Source organism: Pseudomonas sp. NPDC087639, assembly GCF_044743385.1.
Lineage (GTDB): Bacteria > Pseudomonadota > Gammaproteobacteria > Pseudomonadales > Pseudomonadaceae > Aquipseudomonas.
This window is the reverse complement of record NZ_JBIUWI010000002.1, coordinates 53624-73293: the sequence shown is the minus strand read 5'-3', so window position 1 is coordinate 73293 and position 19670 is coordinate 53624. Positions and strand designations below refer to the sequence as shown.

The following is a 19670-nucleotide window of genomic DNA, read 5'->3' as shown; positions in this document are numbered from 1 at the left end:
GGAAAGCCATCTGCCCATGACCCATATCCCGAAAGCGGAATACAGCCGTCGCCGCAAGGCCCTGATGGCGCAGATGGAACCCAACAGCATCGCGATCCTGCCCGCCGCCGTGGTTGCTATCCGTAACCGCGACGTCGAGCACGTCTACCGTCAGGACAGCGATTTTCAGTACCTCAGCGGGTTCCCCGAGCCGCAAGCCGTCATCGTTTTGATGCCCGGCCGCGAGCATGGGGAATACGTGCTGTTCTGCCGTGAACGCAATGCCGAACGCGAATTGTGGGACGGCCTGCGTGCCGGCCAGGAAGGCGCGATCCGCGACTTCGGCGCCGATGACGCCTTCCCCATTACCGACATCGACGACATCCTCCCGGGCCTGATCGAAGGCCGCGACCGGGTGTATTCGGCGATGGGCAGTAACCCGGAATTCGATCGGCACCTGATGGACTGGATCAACGTGATCCGCTCCAAAGCGCATCTCGGCGCCCAGCCGCCGAATGAATTCGTTGCTTTGGATCATCTGCTGCACGACATGCGCCTGTATAAATCGGCGGCAGAAGTGAAGGTGATGCGCGAAGCCGCACGGATCTCGGCCCAGGCCCATATTCGCGCGATGCAGGCCAGTCGCGCCGGGCTCTACGAATACAGTCTGGAAGCGGAGCTCGACTATGAGTTCCGCAAGGGCGGCGCGAAAATGCCGGCCTACGGCTCGATCGTCGCTGCCGGGCGCAATAGCTGCATCCTGCATTACCAGCAGAATGACGCGTTGCTCAAGGACGGTGATCTGGTGCTGATCGACGCCGGTTGCGAGATCGACTGCTACGCCAGCGACATCACTCGCACCTGGCCGGTCAACGGCAAGTTTTCGCCCGAGCAGAAAGCGATCTATGAATTGGTATTGGCTTCGCAGGAAGCCGCATTCGCCGAAATCGCCCCGAACAAACACTGGAACCAGGCGCACGAAGCCACGGTGCGAGTGATCACCACCGGGTTGGTGAAACTGGGGCTGTTGCAAGGCGACGTCGACGAGTTGATCGCGACGGAAGCCTATAAAGCCTTTTATATGCACCGCGCCGGCCACTGGCTGGGCATGGATGTACACGACGTCGGCGAGTACAAGGTTGGCGGCGAATGGCGCGTGCTCGAGGTCGGCATGGCGCTGACCGTGGAGCCGGGCATCTACATCGCCCCGGACAATCAGAACGTAGCGAAGAAATGGCGCGGCATTGGCGTGCGCATCGAGGACGACGTGGTAGTGACCAAGACTGGCTGTGAAATCCTGACCAACGGCGTACCGAAAACCGTCGCCGATATCGAAGCACTGATGGCGCAAGCGCGGACACACGCGGCATGAGTCGAGTCAATCTGGCAATCATCGGTGGTGGTCTGGTCGGCGCCAGTCTGGCGTTGGCCTTGCAGGCCGGGGCCAAGGCCCGTGGCTGGAAAATCGTCTTGATCGAACCGTTCGCCCCCGGCAACAGTTGGCAGCCGAGCTACGATGCGCGTTCGTCGGCGCTGTCCTTTGGTTCGCGGCAAATCTATCAGCGGTTGGGCGTTTGGCAGGAAATCTCCCGCCGCGCCGAGCCGATCAAACAGATTCACGTCTCCGACCGTGGCCGCTTCTCCACCGCGCGTTTGTCGGCGATGGAAGAGGGTGTGCCGGCGCTTGGCTATGTGGTGGAGAATGCTTGGCTCGGCCAGTGCCTGTGGCAACACATTGATAAAGATGTAATCACTTGGCGCTGCCCGGCAGAAGTCACCCGCATGGAGCCGCTGCCTGACGGTTATCGCCTGACCCTCAACGATGAAACCGCCATTGAGTGCGACCTCGCGGTGCTCGCTGATGGCGGCCGTTCGGGGCTGCGCGAGCAGTTAGGCATCAACGTGCGCAAACGTCCGTACAACCAGAGTGCGCTGATCGCCAACATCACCCCGAGCGAAGCGCACAACGGCATGGCCTTCGAGCGCTTCACCGACGACGGGCCGATGGCACTGCTGCCGCTGCCGGAAAACCGCTGCGCATTGGTCTGGACCCGTTTGGGCATGGACGCGCAACGTCTGGCCGACTTGAGTGAGCGCGATTTTCTCAGTGAATTGCAGGGCGTGTTCGGTTACCGCCTCGGCACCCTGAAACAAGTCGGCGCGCGGCATTTGTATCCGCTGTCGCTGGTGGAAGCTGAAGAGCAAGTGCGTTCGCATCTGGCCGTGCTCGGCAACGCTGCGCACAGCCTGCACCCGATTGCCGGGCAGGGTTTCAACCTGTCCCTGCGCGATGCCGATGCTCTGGCCGCCGCGTTGCTCGCCAGCGACAAACCGCCCGGCGACTTCGCCACGTTGCAGGCGTATCGCGAGCGTCAGCGTCTGGATCAAGACCTCACCGTGGGCTTCTCCGATCAGGTTACGCGCCTGTTCGGCAGCACCCAGCCGCTGGTCTCGCTGGGTCGCAACATCGGCCTGCTCGGTCTCGATCTGCTGCCGCCGGCCAAGCGCTGGTTCGCCCGTCAGGCCATGGGCCTGGGAACACGCCCGGATGCGTAACTGGCTGATCCGTACGTTCGGCAAGGCGCGGTTGATGCGTTGGATCATGACGTTCTATCCGCCTTACCTCGGCGCCGGTGTGCGTGTGCGGCACATCAGTGATGACTTTCGCGATGTACAGGTGTCGATGGGCCTGGGCTTGTACAACCGCAACTACGTTGGCACCCAGTTTGGCGGCAGCCTGTACTCGATGGTCGATCCGTTTTTCATGCTGATGCTGATGGAAAACCTCGGGTCGCGTTACATCGTCTGGGACAAGGCCGCCGACATCGATTTCATCGCGCCGGGCAAAGGCCCGGTGTTCGCCCGATTCAACATCGACGAGACCTTGCTCGACGAGATCCGCCGGCAGACCGCCAATGGCGAGAAATACCTGCCGCAGTTGCAGGTCGATATTCATGACGGCGCCGGCAACCTTGTCGCGCGGGTCGGTAAAACCCTTTACGTGCGGCTCAAGCCGCAAGCGAGACAGGCTTAAAGCATGGAAATGCGCGCAGATCTGCTGATTGTCGGAGCCGGAATGGTCGGCAGCGCCCTGGCGCTGGCGTTGCAGGACAGCGGGCTGGAAGTCCTGCTGCTCGACGGCAGCCCTTTGAGCGTCAAACCGTTCGATGCTCAAGCGCCATTTGAGCCGCGTGTCAGTGCGCTGTCGGCGGCCAGCCAACGCATTCTCGAACGCCTCGGCGTGTGGGACGGCATCGCCCAGCGACGCAGCAGTCCGTACACCGACATGCACGTCTGGGACGGCAGCGGCACCGGGCAGATTCACTTTTCGGCGAGCAGTGTGCATGCCGAGGTACTCGGCCATATCGTCGAAAACCGCGTGGTGCAGGATGCCTTACTCGATCGTTTGCACGATTGTGATCTCGGCATGCTGGCCAACGCGCGGCTGGAGCAGATGCGCCGCTCCGGTGACGACTGGCTGCTGACATTGGCCGATGGTCGCAAATTGCGCGCGCCGCTGGTAATCGCGGCGGATGGCGCCAACTCGGCAGTGCGTCGCCTGACCGGCGTCGCCACCCGCGAGTGGGATTATCTGCATCACGCCATCGTCACCAGCGTGCGCAGCAGCAAGCCGCATCAGATGACTGCGTGGCAGCGCTTTACCGATCACGGGCCGCTGGCGTTTCTGCCGCTGGAACGCGACGGGCAGCAGGATTGGTGCTCGATCGTCTGGTCGACCACGCCGAGCGAAGCCGAGCGTTTGATGGCGCTGGATGAGGCGCACTTCTGCCGTGAGCTGGAGCGTGCCTTTGAGGGTCGCCTCGGCGAAGTCATCAGTGCTGATCCGCGACTGTGCGTGCCGCTGCGTCAGCGTCACGCCAAGCGTTATGTGGCCGAAGGGCTGGCGCTGATCGGCGATGCGGCGCACACCATTCACCCGTTGGCGGGGCAGGGGGTGAACCTTGGATTCCTCGATGCGGCGGTGCTGGCGGAAGTGCTGCTGCAAGCGGCCGAGCGTGGCGAGCGACTGGCGGATGTGAAGGTGCTGAGCCGTTACGAGCGTCGGCGCATGCCGCACAATTTGGCGCTGATGGCGGCGATGGAAGGCTTCGAGCGCTTGTTCCAGGCTGATCCGCTGCCGGTGCGCTGGTTGCGTAATGCCGGGTTGAAGCTGGTGGAGCAAATGCCTGAGGCCAAGGCGTTGTTTGTGCGCGAAGCCCTCGGGTTGACCGGCGACCTTCCGGCGCTCGCTAAACCCTGAGGTCTGCATTTGTGCAACATCTGGTAACTCCTTTGGAAAGTGTTCGATTGAGAAGCTAAATGTGAGTCCTTATCATTTGACCCACATTTCCCGACCGAGAGACCACTCCCATGTTGGCACCCAAGCGTCTTCTGACCGCACTGGCCCTGACCCTGATTGGCAGCACCGCCGCCCAGGCCGCCGATGAGGTAGTGGTTTACTCCTCGCGTATCGATGAACTGATCAAACCGGTGTTCGATGCCTACACTGCCAAGACCGGGGTGAAGATCAAGTTCATCACCGACAAGGAAGCGCCGCTGATGCAGCGCATCAAGGCCGAAGGCGAAAACGCCACCGCCGACCTGCTGCTGACCGTCGACGCCGGCAATCTCTGGCAGGCCGAGCAAATGGGCATTCTTCAGCCGTTCACCTCGAAAACCATCGACACCAACATTCCCGCGCAATACCGCTCGTCCACTCACGGCTGGACCGGTCTGAGCCTGCGCGCGCGTACCATCGCTTACTCCACCGAGCGCGTGAAGCCGGGCGAGTTGACCACCTACGAAGCGCTGGCCGACAAGAACTGGGAAGGGCGCCTGTGCCTGCGCACGGCGAAAAAGGTCTACAACCAGTCGCTGACCGCGACCATGATCGAAGTCCACGGCGCCGAGAAGACGGAAAAAATCCTCAAGGGCTGGGTCAACAACCTGTCCACCGATGTGTTCTCCGACGACGTCGCGGTGCTGGAAGCGATCAACGCCGGGCAGTGCGATGTCGGCATCGTCAACACTTACTACTACGGCCGCCTGCACAAGCAGAAGCCGGAGCTGCCGGTGAAACTGTTCTGGCCGAACCAGGCGGATCGCGGCGTGCACGTCAATCTATCGGGCATTGGCCTGACCAAACATGCACCGCACCCTGAAGCGGCCAAGGCTTTGGTCGAGTGGATGACCACGCCCGAAGCGCAGAAAATCTTCGCTGACGTGAACCAGGAGTTCCCGGCCAACCCGAAGGTTGCGCCTTCGGAAGAAGTGGCAGCGTGGGGCAAGTTCATTGCCGACACCTTGCCGGTGGAAGTGGCGGGCAAGCGTCAGGCCGAGGCGATCCGGATGATGGATCGGGCGGGTTGGAACTGAGGCTTTTCGTATAATTTGATCGTTCCCACGCTCCGCGTGGGAACGCATCCCTCGACGCTCCGCGTCTATTCGCTGAAACCGTGACGAGCAGCGTCACAGGATGTGTGCCCACGCAGAGCGTGGGCACAATCATTTGAACGAGATAGTTTCCTTGGCCTACCCCGCCCAACGCCGCTGGTACCCCATCGTCTTCGCCATCGCCGCGTTGGTGCTGTTGCCCCTGAGCGTTCTGCTGCTCTCATGGCAAACCATCGATCAACAGATCTGGTCGCACCTGTGGGAAACCCAGATGCCGCGCCTGTTGGGCAACACTCTGACGCTGGTACTCGGCGTCGGCATCGGTGTGACGCTGCTCGGTGTCAGCCTCGCCTGGCTCACCAGCCTCTGCGAATTCCCCGGCCGACGCTGGCTCGACTGGGCACTGATGCTGCCGTTCGCCATTCCTGCCTACGTGCTGGCGTTTGTCTTCGTCGGCCTGCTGGACTTCGCCGGCCCGGTGCAAACCCTGCTGCGCGAATGGTTCGGCACTGGCCTGCGCCTGCCACGCGTACGCTCCACCGGCGGTGTGATCGTGGTGCTGGTGCTGGTTTTCTATCCCTACGTCTACCTGCTGGCGCGCACTGCGTTCCTTGCTCAAGGCAAAGGCCTGATGGAAGCCGCGCGGGTGCTTGGCCAGTCACCGTGGCAAGCGTTCTGGCGTGTGGCGTTGCCGATGGCGCGTCCGGCCATTGGTGCGGGTGTGGCGCTGGCGCTGATGGAAACCCTCGCGGATTTCGGTGCGGTCTCGGTGTTCAACTTCGACACGTTCACCACCGCGATCTACAAAACCTGGTACGGCTTTTTCAGCCTGTCGAGCGCGGCGCAACTGGCCAGCCTGTTGCTGCTGGTGGTGATGCTGGTGCTCTACGGCGAACGTCGCGCGCGCGGGGCCAATCGGGCTAGCAACGAGCGGCCGCGAGTCAAGGCGTTGTATCACCTGCGCGGATTAAAGGCGTTCGCGGCAATGAGCTGGTGCGGATTGGTATTCGCCTGCGCATTCTTCATTCCGCTGCTGCAACTGATCGTGTGGTTCTGGCAGCGCGGTCGCTTTGATCTGGACGAGCGCTACGCCGGGTTGATCCTGCATACCTTGTATCTGGGCGGGATGGCTGCGCTGATCACCGTCAGCGTCGCGTTGCTGCTGGCCTTCGCCCGACGGCTGGCGCCGACCCGGGCGATCCGCTCAGGCGTCAGTGTGGCCAACCTTGGCTACGCCTTGCCGGGGTCGGTTCTGGCGGTGTCGATCATGCTCGCGTTCAGTTATCTGGATCGCGAACTGGTGATCCCGCTTTCCGGCTGGCTCGGTGGTGCCGGCAAACCGCTGCTGCTCGGCAGTCTGGCGGCGTTGCTGATGGCGTATCTGGTGCGTTTTGTTGCCGTTGCATATGGCCCGCTGGAAAACAGTCTGGCGCGTATACGGCCGTCTTTGCCCGAAGCGGCACGTAGCCTGGGTGTCAGTGGGCCGCGACTGTTTTTCAAAGTGTATCTGCCGCTGTTGCTACCCGGCACCCTGAGTGCGGCGTTGCTGGTGTTCGTCGATGTGCTCAAGGAAATGCCTGCGACCCTCCTGATGCGCCCGTTTGGCTGGGACACGCTGGCGGTGCGCATCTTTGAAATGACCAGCGAAGGCGAGTGGGCGAGGGCTTCGCTGCCGGCATTGACGCTTGTCTTGGTCGGACTATTGCCGGTCATTGGCCTGATCCGCCGCTCGGCGCATCGAAACACTTAGTCGTCAGTCCTGAATCATGCGGCTACAATGCGCGGCATTCGGTGCGGTTCGTCTGACAGATCTGTTCGCTGGGATTGGCTGAAAGCCCTCTATTTCAAGGCTTTCACCCGTGCAGCGGCTGTCCGCACCCTCGCCACGCCCGGAAGGAGAAACCCATGGGACAGCGTACGCCTCTGTATGACCTGCATCTCGCCCTTGGCGCGAAGATGGTCGATTTTGGCGGTTGGGACATGCCACTGCATTACGGCTCGCAGGTCGAGGAGCACCACGAAGTGCGCCGCGATTGCGGGGTGTTCGATGTTTCCCATATGACCGTTATCGACGTCACCGGTGCCCAGGCCAAAGCCTGGCTCCAGCATTTGCTGGCCAATGACGTCGAACGCCTGCACCGCCCCGGCCGTGCCTTGTACAGCACCATGCTCAACGAGCGTGGCGGCATCGTCGACGACATGATCGTCTACCGCCTCGACGACGGTTATCGCCTGGTGGTCAACGCCTCCACCCGCGATCAGGATCTGGCGTGGATGCAGGCGCAGCTCGGCGGTTTCGACGTGCAATTGCACGAGCGCTCTGAGCTGGCGATGCTGGCCATCCAGGGGCCGCAGGCCCGGCACAAGATTGCCGAGCTGGTGACCCAGTCCCGCGCCGCGCTGATCCAGCACCTCAAGCCTTTCGAAGCCCACGCCGACGGCGACTGGTTCATTGCCCGCACCGGCTACACCGGTGAAGATGGTCTGGAAATCGCCCTGCCGGCCGATCAGGCGCCGGCGTTCTTCAACGATCTGGTTGGTGCCGGCATTTCCCCGATTGGTCTCGGCGCTCGGGACACCCTGCGGGTGGAAGCCGGGATGAACCTCTACGGTCAGGACATTCATCAGGATGTTTCGCCGCTGGCTTCGAACATGGCCTGGAGCATTGCCTGGGAGCCAGTCTCGCGTCAGTTCATCGGCCGCGCCGCGCTAGAGGCGGAAAAAGCCGCCGGCGTTGCGCACAAACTGGTCGGTCTGGTGCTGGAAGAGCGGGGTGTTTTGCGCGCTCATCAAGTGGTTCGCATCGCCGATGTTGGCGAAGGGGAGATCACCAGTGGTAGTTTCTCTCCTACGCTAAGCAAATCGATTGCTCTGGCGCGTGTTCCGATGGCAACCGCCGACCGCGCCGAAGTGGAAATCCGTGGCAAGTGGTATCCGGTACGAGTGGTCAAACCGACCTTCGTTCGCCATGGCAAAACTTTGATCTAACCTTTCCCGGCGGGCACGACCGCTGACAATTTCTCGAGGACACCGAAGATGAGCGATATCCCTGCCGAACTGCGTTTTGCCGAAAGTCACGAATGGGTACGTCTGGAAGCCGACGGCACCGTCACGGTGGGCATCAGCGATCACGCGCAGGAAGCGCTGGGTGATGTGGTGTTCGTCGAGCTGACCGAAGTGGGCAAAGTGTTTGCTGCTGAAGATCAGGCCGGTGTGGTCGAGTCGGTGAAAGCCGCTTCCGATATCTACTCGCCAATCGCCGGTGAAGTCATTGCAGTCAACGAAGAGCTGAGCGGCTCCCCGGAGCTGCTCAACTCCGACCCGTACGGCGCCTGGATCTTCAAGCTCAAGCCAAGCAACACCGCTGATCTGGAAAAACTGCTCGACGCCGCCGCCTACAAGGCTGCCATCGGCGAGTAAGCCGAACGCTGCGCCCCCAAGCCCCGACCTGTCGGGGCTTTTTTATGCCCGGGAGTTTCGGATTTTGGGTGGCTGCTATGCTGGTTTGACCGTGTTGCATTGACGCCGAGCGCCAGCCTAGAGAGAGCCCGTCATGTCCCAGTTGCCGTCCCTGAGCCAGTTACGTGATCCCGAAGCCTTCCTGCGCCGTCATCTCGGCCCCGATGCCGCCGAGCAACAGGCGATGCTCGACAGCCTCGGCCTCGGCAGCCGGGCCGAGCTGATCGAGCAAACGGTACCGCCGGGCATCCGCCTCAATCGCGCACTGGATCTGCCGCCAGCGCTGGATGAGCAAGCCGCGCTGGCGAAACTGCGCGGGTATGCAGATCAGAATCAGGTCTGGACCAGCCTGATCGGCATGGGCTATCACGGCACCCTGACGCCGACCGTCATCCTGCGCAATGTGCTGGAAAACCCCGGTTGGTACACCGCGTACACGCCCTACCAACCGGAAATCGCCCAGGGCCGGCTCGAAGCGCTGCTCAATTTCCAGCAACTGACCATCGACCTCACCGGCCTCGAACTGGCCAACGCCTCGCTGCTCGATGAAGCCACCGCCGCCGCCGAAGCCATGGCGCTGGCCAAGCGCGTTGCCAAGTCGAAGAGCAATCTGTTTTTCGTCGATGAGAACTGCCATCCCCAGACCATTTCCGTGGTGCAGACCCGCGCCGAAGGCTTCGGTTTCGAAGTGATCGTCGACGCTGTCGATAACTTGAGGCAGCACCAGGTGTTCGGTGCGCTGCTGCAATATCCTGACAGCCATGGCGAGATCCGGGATTTGCGGCCATTGATTGATCATTTGCATGCGCAGCAAGCGCTGGCCTGTGTTGCCACCGATCTACTGAGTTTGCTGTTGCTCACACCACCGGGCGAACTGGGTGCGGATGTGGTGTTCGGTTCATCCCAACGCTTTGGCGTGCCGATGGGCTACGGCGGGCCGCACGCAGCGTTTTTCGCCAGTCGCGAGGAATACAAACGGGCAATCCCCGGGCGGATCATCGGTGTGTCGAAAGACGCTCGGGGCAACGTGGCGCTGCGCATGGCCCTGCAGACCCGCGAGCAACATATTCGCCGCGAAAAAGCCAATTCGAACATCTGCACGGCGCAGGTTTTACTGGCCAACATTGCCAGTTTCTATGCGGTCTATCACGGGCCGGAAGGCTTGAAACGCATCGCCCAGCGCGTGCATCGGCTGACCTGCATTCTGGCTGCCGGTCTTGAGCGCCACGGCATCAAACGGGTCAACGCGCAGTTTTTCGACACGCTGACGCTGGAGGTTGGCGGCGCGCAAACTGCGATTATCGAAAGTGCCCAAGCCGCACAGATCAACCTGAGAATTCCGGGCCGTGGTCGAGTCGGCCTGAGCCTCGATGAAACGTGCGATGAGAACACCGTGGTGAAGCTGTTTGATGTGTTGCTCGGCGCTGATCATGGGCTGATCGTCGACGATCTTGACGCTGAGGCACTGGTTTGCGGCATTCCCGAAAACCTCCAGCGCAAGACGCCTTATCTGCGCCATCCGGTGTTCAACGCCCATCACAGCGAAACCGAGATGCTGCGGTATCTCAAGCAGCTGGAGAACAAGGATCTGGCGCTTAATCAGTCGATGATCCCGCTGGGCTCCTGCACCATGAAACTCAATGCCACTAGCGAGATGATCCCGATCACCTGGCCGCAGTTCGCCCATCTGCATCCGTTTGCGCCGCGAGAGCAGGCGGTCGGTTACACGTTGATGATCGAAGAACTGGAGCGTTGGCTGTGCGCGATCACCGGGTTCGATGCGATCTGCATGCAGCCAAACTCCGGCGCACAGGGTGAGTACGCAGGGTTGCTGGCGATCCGCAAATATCACGAGAGCCGCCAGCAGGGTACGCGGGACATCTGCCTGATTCCGTCCTCGGCCCACGGCACCAACCCGGCCTCGGCGCAGATGGCGGGGATGCGTGTGGTGATCGTCGAGTGCGATGAAGCGGGGAACGTCGATCTGGAGGATTTGAAGTCCAAAGCCGCCGGGGCCGGGGCCAGGTTGTCGTGCCTGATGGCGACCTATCCATCGACCCACGGCGTGTACGAGGAGGGCATCAGCGAAATCTGCGAGGTTATCCACCAGCACGGCGGTCAGGTTTACATGGACGGCGCCAACCTCAACGCACAAGTCGGGCTGGCGCGCCCGGCCGATATTGGCGCCGATGTCTCACACATGAATTTGCACAAGACTTTCTGCATTCCTCATGGCGGCGGTGGGCCAGGGATGGGGCCGATCGGGGTTGGCGCGCATCTCGCTCCGTTCGTCGCCAATCATCCGGTGGTACCGATCGACGGGCCGCTGGCGCAGAACGGCGCAGTCAGCGCAGCGCCGTGGGGCAGCGCAAGTATTCTGCCGATCAGCTGGATGTACATCGCCATGATGGGCCCGCAACTGGCGGACGCCAGTGAAGTGGCGATTCTGGCGGCGAACTATCTGGCGCAGCATTTATCTGGAGCGTTCCCGGTGCTTTACACCGGGCGCAACGGGCGGGTGGCCCATGAATGCATCCTTGATCTGCGGCCGTTGAAGGCACAGACCGGCATCAGCGAAGAGGACGTCGCCAAGCGTTTGATGGATTACGGTTTCCATGCGCCAACCATGTCATTCCCGGTGCCGGGGACATTGATGGTCGAACCGACCGAGAGTGAATCGAAGGCTGAATTGGACCGGTTCATTGGCGCCATGTTGAGCATTCGTGCAGAAATCACCGAAGTTCAGAACGGCAACTGGCCGGCGGAAGACAACCCGCTCAAACGTGCGCCGCACACGTTGGCGGATGTCACCGGAGTCTGGGAGCGGCCCTACAGCATCGAGCAAGGCATCACGCCGGATGCGCACACCAAGGCTCACAAGTATTGGCCGGCGGTGAACCGGGTGGATAACGTTTACGGGGATCGCAATCTGTTTTGCGCTTGTGTGCCGGTGGACGATTACCGCTGATATCCCCGGGGGCTCCAATCCAAATGTGGGAGCGAGCCTGCTCGCGAAAGCGTCGTGTCAGAAAACATAAGTGTATCTGACCCACCGCATTCGCGAGCAGGCTCGCTCCCACAGGGTTATGTGGTGGATTTGAAATATCGGGCAAAAAAATGCCGCTCGTTTGAGCGGCATTTTTTGTTATTCGGAAGCCACCGCGTTCTTCGCCAGAATCGCGTTCGCCAGTTCCATGTCCGTGGCTTGCAGGCCCGGGTTGTCGGCGCGGACTTTCTGCATTGCCGCTTCCAGGTACGGACCGCGAATGCCACCGTCGCTGGCAACGAAACTGCCGGCGTCATCCTGTGCGGCGACGATCAGCTTGTGATCCTTGAAGGTCAGGTAGGTCGAGCCGGTGGTGGCGCCGGACGAAATGACGTTACGCCAAAAGCTGTCGGCCATGGCTGAACCAACGGGAAGGGACAGCAAGGCCAGGGTGGCGACAGCAAGTTTGAGACGCATGATGAGATGACTCCTGGGGGTTAACTAGGGCGTTGGATCGTGGTTCCCCGATCCGGTTCCCTGCCGTCCCGTTTCTGCTCATTTCTGCTCGCTTTGCGGTGTCACCCGCAACACCTCCTCAATCGTCGTCAGCCCGGCCGCAACTTTCTGTGCACCCGAAAGACGCAAGCTGCGCATACCCTCCTTGAACGCCTGGCGGCGGATCGCCGTGAGGTCGGTGTCGGGGGTGATGAAGGCCTTGAGGCTGTCACTCAGTTGCATGATTTCGTAGACCCCAGCGCGGCCGCGATAACCGGTGTCGCGGCACTCCACGCAGCCGATTGCGCGTTGTGCATTGTTCGGCAACGGCGCCTGCCAAGGACGGGTCAGGGTTTGCCAGTCTTCTTCGTCCAGGGTCAGCGGTGCCTTGCAGTGCGGGCACAAGGTGCGCACCAGTCGTTGCGCCATCACCCCGAGAACGGTGGCTTTGATCAGATAGTGCGGCACGCCGAGTTCCAGCAAGCGGCTGATCGCGGAGGGGGCGTCGTTGGTGTGCAAGGTCGATAGCACCAAGTGACCGGTCAGCGCCGCCTGAATCGCCATTTCGGCGGTTTCGAGGTCGCGAATCTCGCCGATCATGATGATGTCCGGGTCCTGCCGCATCAGTGCGCGGACTCCGGCGGCGAAGCTCAGGTCGATGTTGTGCTGGACCTGCATCTGGTTGAAGGCTGGTTCGACCATCTCGATCGGATCTTCGATGGTGCAGAGGTTGACCTCCGGCGTCGCCAGTTTTTTCAGCGTGGTGTAGAGCGTGGTGGTCTTGCCCGAACCGGTGGGGCCGGTAACCAGAATGATGCCGTTGGGCTGGCGGGTCATGTCTTGCCAGCGGCGCAGGTCGTCAGTTGAAAACCCGAGCTGATCGAAGTCCTTGAGCAGCACTTCGGGGTCGAAGATCCGCATGACCATTTTTTCGCCGAACGCGGTGGGCAGGGTCGACAGGCGCAGCTCGACTTCGCCACCGTCCGGGGTCTTGGTCTTGACCCGGCCGTCCTGGGGTTTGCGCTTCTCGGCGACGTTCATCCGGCCGAGGCTTTTCAGGCGGCTGACAATCGCCATGGTCACTTGCGGCGGGAATTGATAGACGTTGTGCAATACGCCGTCGATGCGAAAACGCACGGTGCCTTGCTCGCGGCGCGGCTCGATATGGATATCGCTGGCGCGTTGCTGAAAGGCGTACTGGAACAGCCAATCGACGATGTTGACGATGTGCGCATCGTTGGCGTCCGGCTCCTGATCACTGGCGCCGAGGTTGAGCAGTTGTTCGAAGTTGCCGAGATTGCCGCTCTGCTGATCGGCGTTGCTGGCGCCGCTGACCGATTTGGCCAAGCGGAAAAACTCGACACTGAAACGCTGTATGTCCGCCGGGTTGGCCACCACCCGCTTGACCGGCAGCTTCAGGACGTGAGTCAGGTCGGCTTCCCAGCCATTCACGTAGGGCTGGGCGCTGGCCACGGTCACCGAGTCGCGGTCGACGGCGACGGCGAGAATCTTGTGGCGTTGGGCAAAGGCATAGGACATCAGCGGCGTGATGGCGGCGACGTTGATCTTCAGCGGGTCGATGCGCAAATACGGCTGCCCGGCCTGTTGCGCCAGCCACAGGGTCAGGCTTTCCAGATCGAGGTGTTTGCCCGGTCGGCTGAGGTCGTCCAGTTGTTGGCCGGCGATGAACTCCAGCGGATGCTTCTGGCCATGTGCGGCGTGGCGACGACGGGCATTCAGCGCCTGTTCCGCCGAGTCCTGGCTGATAAAGCCTTGGGCGACCAGTTCACGCAATACATCGTTGAGTTCCAGCCAGCGGTCCTGAGTGGCGAGTTGAACGGACATGCGGGCTTCCTTTTGAGCGACATTGCGCAAAGGATAGTCGTGGCCCCGCAGACCGTTGGGCCACTACCCGACGAAGCCGTTGCCGGATTTTTCAGCCGGCCGCTTGCGCCGGCGCGTCCCACGCCGTGTCGGCGCTTTGCAGATTTACCGAGCAGACGCTGATCAGGTTACGAAGTTTTTCCGCAATCACTTGGGCGCGGTGCCAGCTCAGGCCACTCATGACCAAGTCGATAGACAGCAGATCGTCCATTCGCTGCACGTTGACCTGCTCGGGCGTGAGGAATTGCAGCGCGAATAAATTCAGCACCCGCACCAGCACATCCGGCTCGGCTTCGGCGAGGATCTGATACTGCGCAAGGCAGTGGGGGTTGCTGACGTTCCAGACATCGGCGCGGGTCGGGCTGCTGTTGACGGCTTCGAGGTGGGGCATGGCGGGTCTCCAAAATCACTGGAGGAATTTTTACATTCGGTGCCGGGTATTTCTTATCTATGATGGGCGTTATTGGCGAATGATCGAATTGATCAATTCGCAGGATATTTGATTAGGGGTTTTTCTATGCATAGCGAGCTGGACAGCTACGACCGCAAGATTCTCGCCCTGCTGCAAGAGGACGCTTCTCTTTCGAGTGCGCAGATCGCCGAGCAGGTGGGACTGTCGCAATCGCCGTGCTGGCGGCGGATTCAGCGGATGAAGGAAGAGGGGATCATTCGCGGGCAGGTGACGTTACTGGATCGCAAGAAAATCGGCCTGAATACGCAGATCTTTGCCGAGATCAAACTCAATGCGCATGGGCGTTCGAACTTCACCGAATTCACCGAGGCGATTCGTGGGTTTCCGGAAGTGCTGGAGTGTTATGTGCTGATGGGCGCGGTGGATTTTCTGTTGCGCATCGTCGCGGCGGACATCGAGGCGTATGAGCGGTTCTTCTTCGAGAAGCTGTCGCTGGTGCCGGGGATACAGGAAGTGAATTCGATTGTGGCGTTGTCGGAGATCAAGTCGACCACCAGTTTGCCGGTACTGCGCTGAAAGCCTTTGTGGTGAGGGGATTTACTGTGGTGAGGGGATTTATCCCCGATGGACTGCGGAGCAGTCCCAGCTTTCTAATAAAAGCGGGCCGCTTCGCGACCCATCGGGGCGGTGCGACGTTTCGCTAAATCCCCTCACCACAAAGTAATCACATACGCAGCAGCATTTTCCACGCACGATTCTGATAAACGGCAATCGCCTGCTGCTTGCGCGCATCGAGCAGTTCGTCAGTGATCGTCGGCTCGTTGGCCAGTTGCGCCAGTTTGTTCAGCTCGCCGTACAGGCGATCCATTTCCGGGATCTCCAGCACGTTACGCGCGTGGTGCAGCCAAACCTGAATGCGCTCGATACGCGGCAGTTGCTCAGCCAGATCTTCCGGCTGCTGCTGATAGCGCTGCAATTGCAGGGAGGTGGCTTCTTCGCCCAGCATGCGCGGCAACCAACTGTGCAGTTGTGCGGCGCCCTGACGGTTGCCACGAGTGTTGCGCTCGGCGGTCCAGGTGCGAGCCAGTAACCAGCGGGACGCGTTCAGCGAGAACAGGCCCCAGCGTGGGTCTTCCAGTTCTTCGAGAAATTGCTCCGGCGCGGCTTTGCGCACGTCTTCATCTTCGATACCGGCCTGAACCAGCGGGCGCCAGTCTTCCAGCAGTGCATCGAGGGCCACACGCAGGTCGTGGGTCGACGGACGCGGTGCGGCCTGGCCGAGGCTGCTGAGCAGGGCGCGCATTTCGGCGAGGTTCTCGACCCAGTCCAGCAGCAGACGCCAGTGACCGTTGAAACGGTATTGCTCAGCCAGACGCTGGCTGCTACCGAGCAAATGCCAGCATAGGGCGGCGAATGCATCGTCCAGCTGGGTTTCGGTCGTCAGTTGTGGCGCCGGCAGGCTCAGCGAGTAGCTGTTGGCGTCGTAAAGACGATAGCCGCGCTCGGCCTTGCTGATGTCGCACGGCATCAGGGCCAGGGTTTCAGCCAGTTCGGCAGCCAGTTCCAGCAGCGCGGCAGGCTCGCCTTCGCGCAATTCCAGTTCCAGCTCGCAGATTTCTTCTTTCTGTTTGCCGACCACGACGTGGCCCAGATCCAGAGCGGCTTCGATGACCACTTTGGCCTTGCCGCGGCCCCAGGCGATTTCGGCGCGCTCGCGGACGAAATCGGTGGTGAAGATCGGCTTCAGGGTTTTCTTGTCGAGCTCGGCCAGCGACTCGGGCCAGCATTCGCCGTCGAGTTTCTTCACGTCGAGTTTGGCTTTGGGCAATTTCCAGTCGTACTCGTTACGCTCGGACAGACCGGCGACGCTTTGGCCGCGAGTTTTGAGGGTCTGAATCACCTCATCGCCATCCTTGCGCAGGCGCAGGGCGACTTTGGCCTGGGCCAGGTCACGCTCTGGAGTGTCGAAGTACTGGTTCATCAACTCACGGCGTTCCCAGCCATTTTTGTTGCGTTTTTTCAGTAACGGGTGCTCGCGCAGGGCAGCGAGGGTTTCGCGGCTGACGCGGAGTTTGATTTCGGTTTCTTTCTGCATGGCCGGAAAATCCAGGATCGGGAGCGCAGCCGGGGGAATGTGTGGCTGCCAAGGCCGTGCAGTGTACAGGACTGATTCGTCCTACGCCCTGCGGCGGTTTATTCCTGGCGCCGGATGGTTCTATGATGGACCTCAATTCGGGAGTTGGAGTCAGCGATGCCTTTGCCGTCCATGAAAGACCAGTTCGCCGCGCTGATTGCTGCGCCGTCGGTCAGCTGCACGCAACCGAGCCTGGATCAGTCCAACCGGCCCGTGATCGATTTGCTCGCCGGATGGTTGGGTGATCTGGGCTTCAGTTGCGATATCCAGCAGGTCAGCCCCGGAAAATTCAACCTGCTCGCCAGTTTCGGCAGCGGCCCCGGTGGGCTGGTGCTGGCCGGGCATAGCGACACGGTGCCGTACGACGACGTGTTGTGGCAGACCGATCCGTTGAAACTCACCGAAGTCGATGGCCGTTGGGTCGGCCTCGGCAGTTGCGACATGAAAGGCTTTTTCGCCCTGATCATCGAGGCCGTGCAACCGCTGCTCGATCAGCCGTTCAAGCAACCGCTGCTGATCCTCGCGACCTGCGATGAAGAAAGCTCGATGTCCGGCGCCCGTGCGCTGGCCGAGGCCGGACGTCCGCTAGGCCGTGCTGCAGTGATCGGCGAGCCGACCGGGCTCAAACCGATCCGCATGCACAAAGGCATCATGATGGAGCGCATCGACATTCTCGGGCAGAGCGGCCACTCGTCGGATCCGCGCCTGGGCCATAGCGCCCTCGAAGCCATGCACGATGCCATCGGTGAACTGCGTGGTCTGCGCCTGCTGTGGCAGCGCGAATTCAACAATCCGCAATTCAGCGTGCCGCAACCGACGATGAACTTCGGCTGCATCCATGGCGGCGATAACCCCAACCGCATCTGCGGCCAGTGTTCGCTGGAGTTTGACTTGCGACCGCTGCCGGGCATGGACCCGAAAGTCCTGCGTGCCGAGATTCTGCGCAAGCTCAAACCGGTTGCCGAGCGGCATCAGGTGAAGATCGACTACAAGCCACTGTTCCCGGAAGTGCCGCCGTTCGAGCAGGCTGAAGACGTTGAACTGGTGCGGATAGCGGAAAAACTCACAGGCCACAAGGCTGAAGCGGTAGCGTTCGGCACCGAAGCGCCTTATCTTCAGCGCCTTGGCTGCGAAACCATCGTGCTCGGCCCCGGCGACATCGCCTGTGCGCATCAGCCCGGCGAGTACCTTGAAATGTCACGTTTACAGCCTACCGTGCATCTATTGCGACAGCTGATTGAACATTACTGCCTGAAGAATTGAACGCATTCCTTGTAGGAGCTGCCGAAGGCTGCGATCTTTTGGTTTTGTTTTGAAGATCAAAAGATCGCAGCCTGCGGCAGCTCCTACAGGGGCAAGCCGTTAAATTAGCGGTTACCCAACCCGTATTCATGAGGAGAGCGCGCGTGTCGCCAAGCCTGTTCCGACGATAACCATCAGCCCGCTGTGCGTTTTCCGTTTCGCCCTTTTTCCCGGCTGCTCTTTATTACAGGCCCAGGTTCATGCCCGAATACGTCAATTGGCTTCGTCACGCGTCTCCTTATATTAATGCCCATCGCGACTGCACCTTTGTCGTCATGCTGCCCGGCGATGGGGTGGAGCATCCGAACTTCGGTAACATCGTTCACGACATCGTGCTGCTGCACAGTCTCGGCGTGCGTCTGGTGCTGGTCCACGGATCGCGCCCACAGATCGAAACCCGCCTCGCCGCGCGTGGCCTGACCCCGCATTACCACCACGGCATGCGCATCACCGATGCCGCGACCCTTGAGTGTGTGATCGACGCGGTTGGCCAGTTGCGCATCGCCATCGAAGCACGGCTGTCGATGGACATGGCCTCATCGCCAATGCAGGGCTCGCGCCTGCGCGTGGCCAGCGGCAACCTTGTCACCGCGCGCCCGATCGGCGTACTTGAAGGCGTCGACTATCACCACACCGGCGAAGTACGTCGGGTCGATCGCAAGGGCATCAATCGTCTGCTCGACGAGCGCTCCATCGTGCTGCTGTCGCCACTGGGCTACTCGCCGACCGGTGAGATTTTCAACCTCGCCTGCGAAGACGTCGCCACCCGCGCCGCCATCGATCTGGGTGCCGACAAGCTGCTGCTGTTTGGTGCTGACCTCGGTCTGATCGACGAGAACGGCAGGCTGGTGCGCGAACTGCGTCCGCAACAAGTGCCGGCGCATTTGCAGCGTCTGGGCAGCAGCAACTATCAGGCGGAACTGCTGGATGCCGCCGCCGAAGCTTGCCGTGGCGGCGTGGCGCGCAGCCACATCGTCAGCTATGCCGAGGACGGCGCGCTGCTGACCGAACTGTTCACCCGTGATGGTGGCGGTACGCTGGTTGCCCAGGAGCAATTCGAACTGGTGCGTGAGGCGGCGATTGAAGACGTCGGTGGCTTGCTCGACCTGATCAGTCCGCTGGAAGAGCAGGGGATTCTGGTGCGTCGTTCGCGCGAAGTGCTGGAGCGCGAGATCGAGCAGTTCAGCGTGGTCGAGCGTGAAGGCATGATCATCGCCTGTGCGGCGCTCTATCAGATTGCCGATTCGGATGCCGGTGAGCTGGCCTGTCTGGCGGTGAACCCCGAATACCGTCATGGCGGTCGTGGTGATGAACTGCTGGAACGCATCGAAACCCGTGCCCGGGCTCAGGGCTTGAAGACGCTGTTCGTCCTTACCACCCGCACCGCGCACTGGTTCCGTGAGCGCGGGTTCGAACCGAGCAGCGTTGAACGTCTGCCTGCGGCGCGGGCGTCGCTGTACAACTATCAGCGTAATTCGAAGATCTTCGAAAAAACCCTCTGACCCAACACCACAATATGATCGTTCCCACGCTCTGCGTGGGAACGCCTCAACGGACGCTCTGCGTTCGGCTTTTAATGGGACGCGGAGCGTCCCCGGCTGCATTCCCACGCGGACGGTTCGACG

At 61.2% G+C, this 19670-nt stretch carries 16 protein-coding genes; 12 read left to right on the top strand and 4 right to left on the bottom strand.

All coding sequences use genetic code 11. The features are described from left to right. The first annotated feature begins 16 nt into the window (after positions 1-16). From pepP to gcvP, 9 genes are all read left to right on the top strand, one after another. Complete coding sequence (pepP, locus tag ACIOVB_RS02340; RefSeq protein WP_401264489.1) at positions 17-1351, top strand: Xaa-Pro aminopeptidase; 1335 nt, start codon at positions 17-19, stop codon at positions 1349-1351. Continuing rightward, positions 1348-2535 carry a 2-octaprenyl-6-methoxyphenyl hydroxylase gene (ubiH, locus tag ACIOVB_RS02335; RefSeq protein WP_401264487.1) on the top strand — a complete coding sequence of 396 codons (1188 nt, stop codon included), beginning with the start codon at positions 1348-1350 and terminating at the stop codon, positions 2533-2535. The genes pepP and ubiH overlap by 4 nt, the downstream gene beginning before the upstream one ends. Continuing rightward, complete coding sequence (locus tag ACIOVB_RS02330) at positions 2528-3013, top strand: DUF4442 domain-containing protein (RefSeq protein WP_187678201.1); 486 nt, start codon at positions 2528-2530, stop codon at positions 3011-3013. Before ubiH ends, ACIOVB_RS02330 begins: the two co-directional genes overlap by 8 nt. Positions 3014-3022: 9 nt before the next feature. Then, a complete protein-coding gene (locus tag ACIOVB_RS02325) occupies positions 3023-4240 on the top strand; it encodes a 2-octaprenyl-3-methyl-6-methoxy-1,4-benzoquinol hydroxylase (RefSeq protein WP_401264623.1) in 1218 nt (405 codons plus the stop codon). Between the two features lie 110 nt (positions 4241-4350). Then, a complete protein-coding gene (locus ACIOVB_RS02320) occupies positions 4351-5355 on the top strand; it encodes an extracellular solute-binding protein (RefSeq protein ID WP_401264484.1) in 1005 nt (334 codons plus the stop codon). A gap of 151 nt (positions 5356-5506) precedes the next feature. Then, positions 5507-7123: an ABC transporter permease gene (locus tag ACIOVB_RS02315; RefSeq protein WP_401264483.1), complete on the top strand. Its 1617-nt coding sequence runs from the start codon at positions 5507-5509 to the stop codon at positions 7121-7123. A 155-nt stretch (positions 7124-7278) separates the two neighbouring features. Continuing rightward, positions 7279-8361, top strand: a complete 1083-nt coding sequence (gene gcvT / locus ACIOVB_RS02310) for a glycine cleavage system aminomethyltransferase GcvT (protein WP_187678198.1) — start codon at positions 7279-7281, stop codon at positions 8359-8361. A gap of 48 nt (positions 8362-8409) precedes the next feature. Next, positions 8410-8793, top strand: a complete 384-nt coding sequence (gene gcvH / locus ACIOVB_RS02305) for a glycine cleavage system protein GcvH (protein WP_401264480.1) — start codon at positions 8410-8412, stop codon at positions 8791-8793. A 133-nt stretch (positions 8794-8926) separates the two neighbouring features. Continuing rightward, complete coding sequence (gene gcvP / locus ACIOVB_RS02300) at positions 8927-11800, top strand: aminomethyl-transferring glycine dehydrogenase (RefSeq protein ID WP_401264477.1); 2874 nt, start codon at positions 8927-8929, stop codon at positions 11798-11800. Between the two features lie 177 nt (positions 11801-11977). Here gcvP and ACIOVB_RS02295 read toward each other — a convergent pair whose 3' ends face one another. From ACIOVB_RS02295 to ACIOVB_RS02285, 3 genes are all read right to left on the bottom strand, one after another. Further along, a complete protein-coding gene (locus ACIOVB_RS02295; RefSeq protein ID WP_169843014.1) occupies positions 11978-12298 on the bottom strand; it encodes a DUF2388 domain-containing protein in 321 nt (106 codons plus the stop codon). 75 nt (positions 12299-12373) lie between these two features. Beyond that, a complete protein-coding gene (locus ACIOVB_RS02290) occupies positions 12374-14158 on the bottom strand; it encodes a GspE/PulE family protein (RefSeq protein ID WP_401264475.1) in 1785 nt (594 codons plus the stop codon). Between the two features lie 91 nt (positions 14159-14249). Continuing rightward, complete coding sequence (locus tag ACIOVB_RS02285; RefSeq protein ID WP_401264472.1) at positions 14250-14588, bottom strand: hypothetical protein; 339 nt, start codon at positions 14586-14588, stop codon at positions 14250-14252. Between the two features lie 126 nt (positions 14589-14714). Between ACIOVB_RS02285 and ACIOVB_RS02280 the strand changes: the two genes are divergently transcribed. Next, positions 14715-15185, top strand: coding sequence for an Lrp/AsnC family transcriptional regulator (locus ACIOVB_RS02280; RefSeq protein WP_007913818.1), 471 nt, complete (start codon positions 14715-14717; stop codon positions 15183-15185). 148 nt (positions 15186-15333) lie between these two features. On the opposite strand, the gene ACIOVB_RS02275 is transcribed toward ACIOVB_RS02280, so the two are convergent. Then, complete coding sequence (locus tag ACIOVB_RS02275) at positions 15334-16704, bottom strand: inorganic triphosphatase (RefSeq protein WP_187678191.1); 1371 nt, start codon at positions 16702-16704, stop codon at positions 15334-15336. 156 nt (positions 16705-16860) lie between these two features. Here ACIOVB_RS02275 and argE point away from each other — a divergent pair, with 156 nt between their 5' ends. Next, a complete protein-coding gene (argE, locus tag ACIOVB_RS02270) occupies positions 16861-18006 on the top strand; it encodes an acetylornithine deacetylase (protein ID WP_401264470.1) in 1146 nt (381 codons plus the stop codon). Between the two features lie 239 nt (positions 18007-18245). Further along, positions 18246-19547 carry an amino-acid N-acetyltransferase gene (gene argA, locus ACIOVB_RS02265; protein WP_095186912.1) on the top strand — a complete coding sequence of 434 codons (1302 nt, stop codon included), beginning with the start codon at positions 18246-18248 and terminating at the stop codon, positions 19545-19547. Positions 19548-19670: the final 123 nt, after the last annotated feature.

Bases quoted from the DNA above. Each gene is read 5' to 3' on its own strand.
- pepP (WP_401264489.1), top strand. From the start codon at position 17: ATGACCCATATCCCGAAAGCGGAATACAGCCGTCGCCGCAAGGCCCTG.
- ubiH (WP_401264487.1), top strand. From the start codon at position 1,348: ATGAGTCGAGTCAATCTGGCAATCATCGGTGGTGGTCTGGTCGGCGCC.
- ACIOVB_RS02330 (WP_187678201.1), top strand. From the start codon at position 2,528: ATGCGTAACTGGCTGATCCGTACGTTCGGCAAGGCGCGGTTGATGCGT.
- ACIOVB_RS02325 (WP_401264623.1), top strand. From the start codon at position 3,023: ATGCGCGCAGATCTGCTGATTGTCGGAGCCGGAATGGTCGGCAGCGCC.
- ACIOVB_RS02320 (WP_401264484.1), top strand. From the start codon at position 4,351: ATGTTGGCACCCAAGCGTCTTCTGACCGCACTGGCCCTGACCCTGATT.
- gcvT (WP_187678198.1), top strand. From the start codon at position 7,279: ATGGGACAGCGTACGCCTCTGTATGACCTGCATCTCGCCCTTGGCGCG.
- gcvH (WP_401264480.1), top strand. From the start codon at position 8,410: ATGAGCGATATCCCTGCCGAACTGCGTTTTGCCGAAAGTCACGAATGG.
- gcvP (WP_401264477.1), top strand. From the start codon at position 8,927: ATGTCCCAGTTGCCGTCCCTGAGCCAGTTACGTGATCCCGAAGCCTTC.
- ACIOVB_RS02290 (WP_401264475.1), bottom strand. From the start codon at position 14,158: ATGTCCGTTCAACTCGCCACTCAGGACCGCTGGCTGGAACTCAACGAT.
- ACIOVB_RS02285 (WP_401264472.1), bottom strand. From the start codon at position 14,588: ATGCCCCACCTCGAAGCCGTCAACAGCAGCCCGACCCGCGCCGATGTC.
- ACIOVB_RS02280 (WP_007913818.1), top strand. From the start codon at position 14,715: ATGCATAGCGAGCTGGACAGCTACGACCGCAAGATTCTCGCCCTGCTG.
- ACIOVB_RS02275 (WP_187678191.1), bottom strand. From the start codon at position 16,704: ATGCAGAAAGAAACCGAAATCAAACTCCGCGTCAGCCGCGAAACCCTC.
- argE (WP_401264470.1), top strand. From the start codon at position 16,861: ATGCCTTTGCCGTCCATGAAAGACCAGTTCGCCGCGCTGATTGCTGCG.
- argA (WP_095186912.1), top strand. From the start codon at position 18,246: ATGCCCGAATACGTCAATTGGCTTCGTCACGCGTCTCCTTATATTAAT.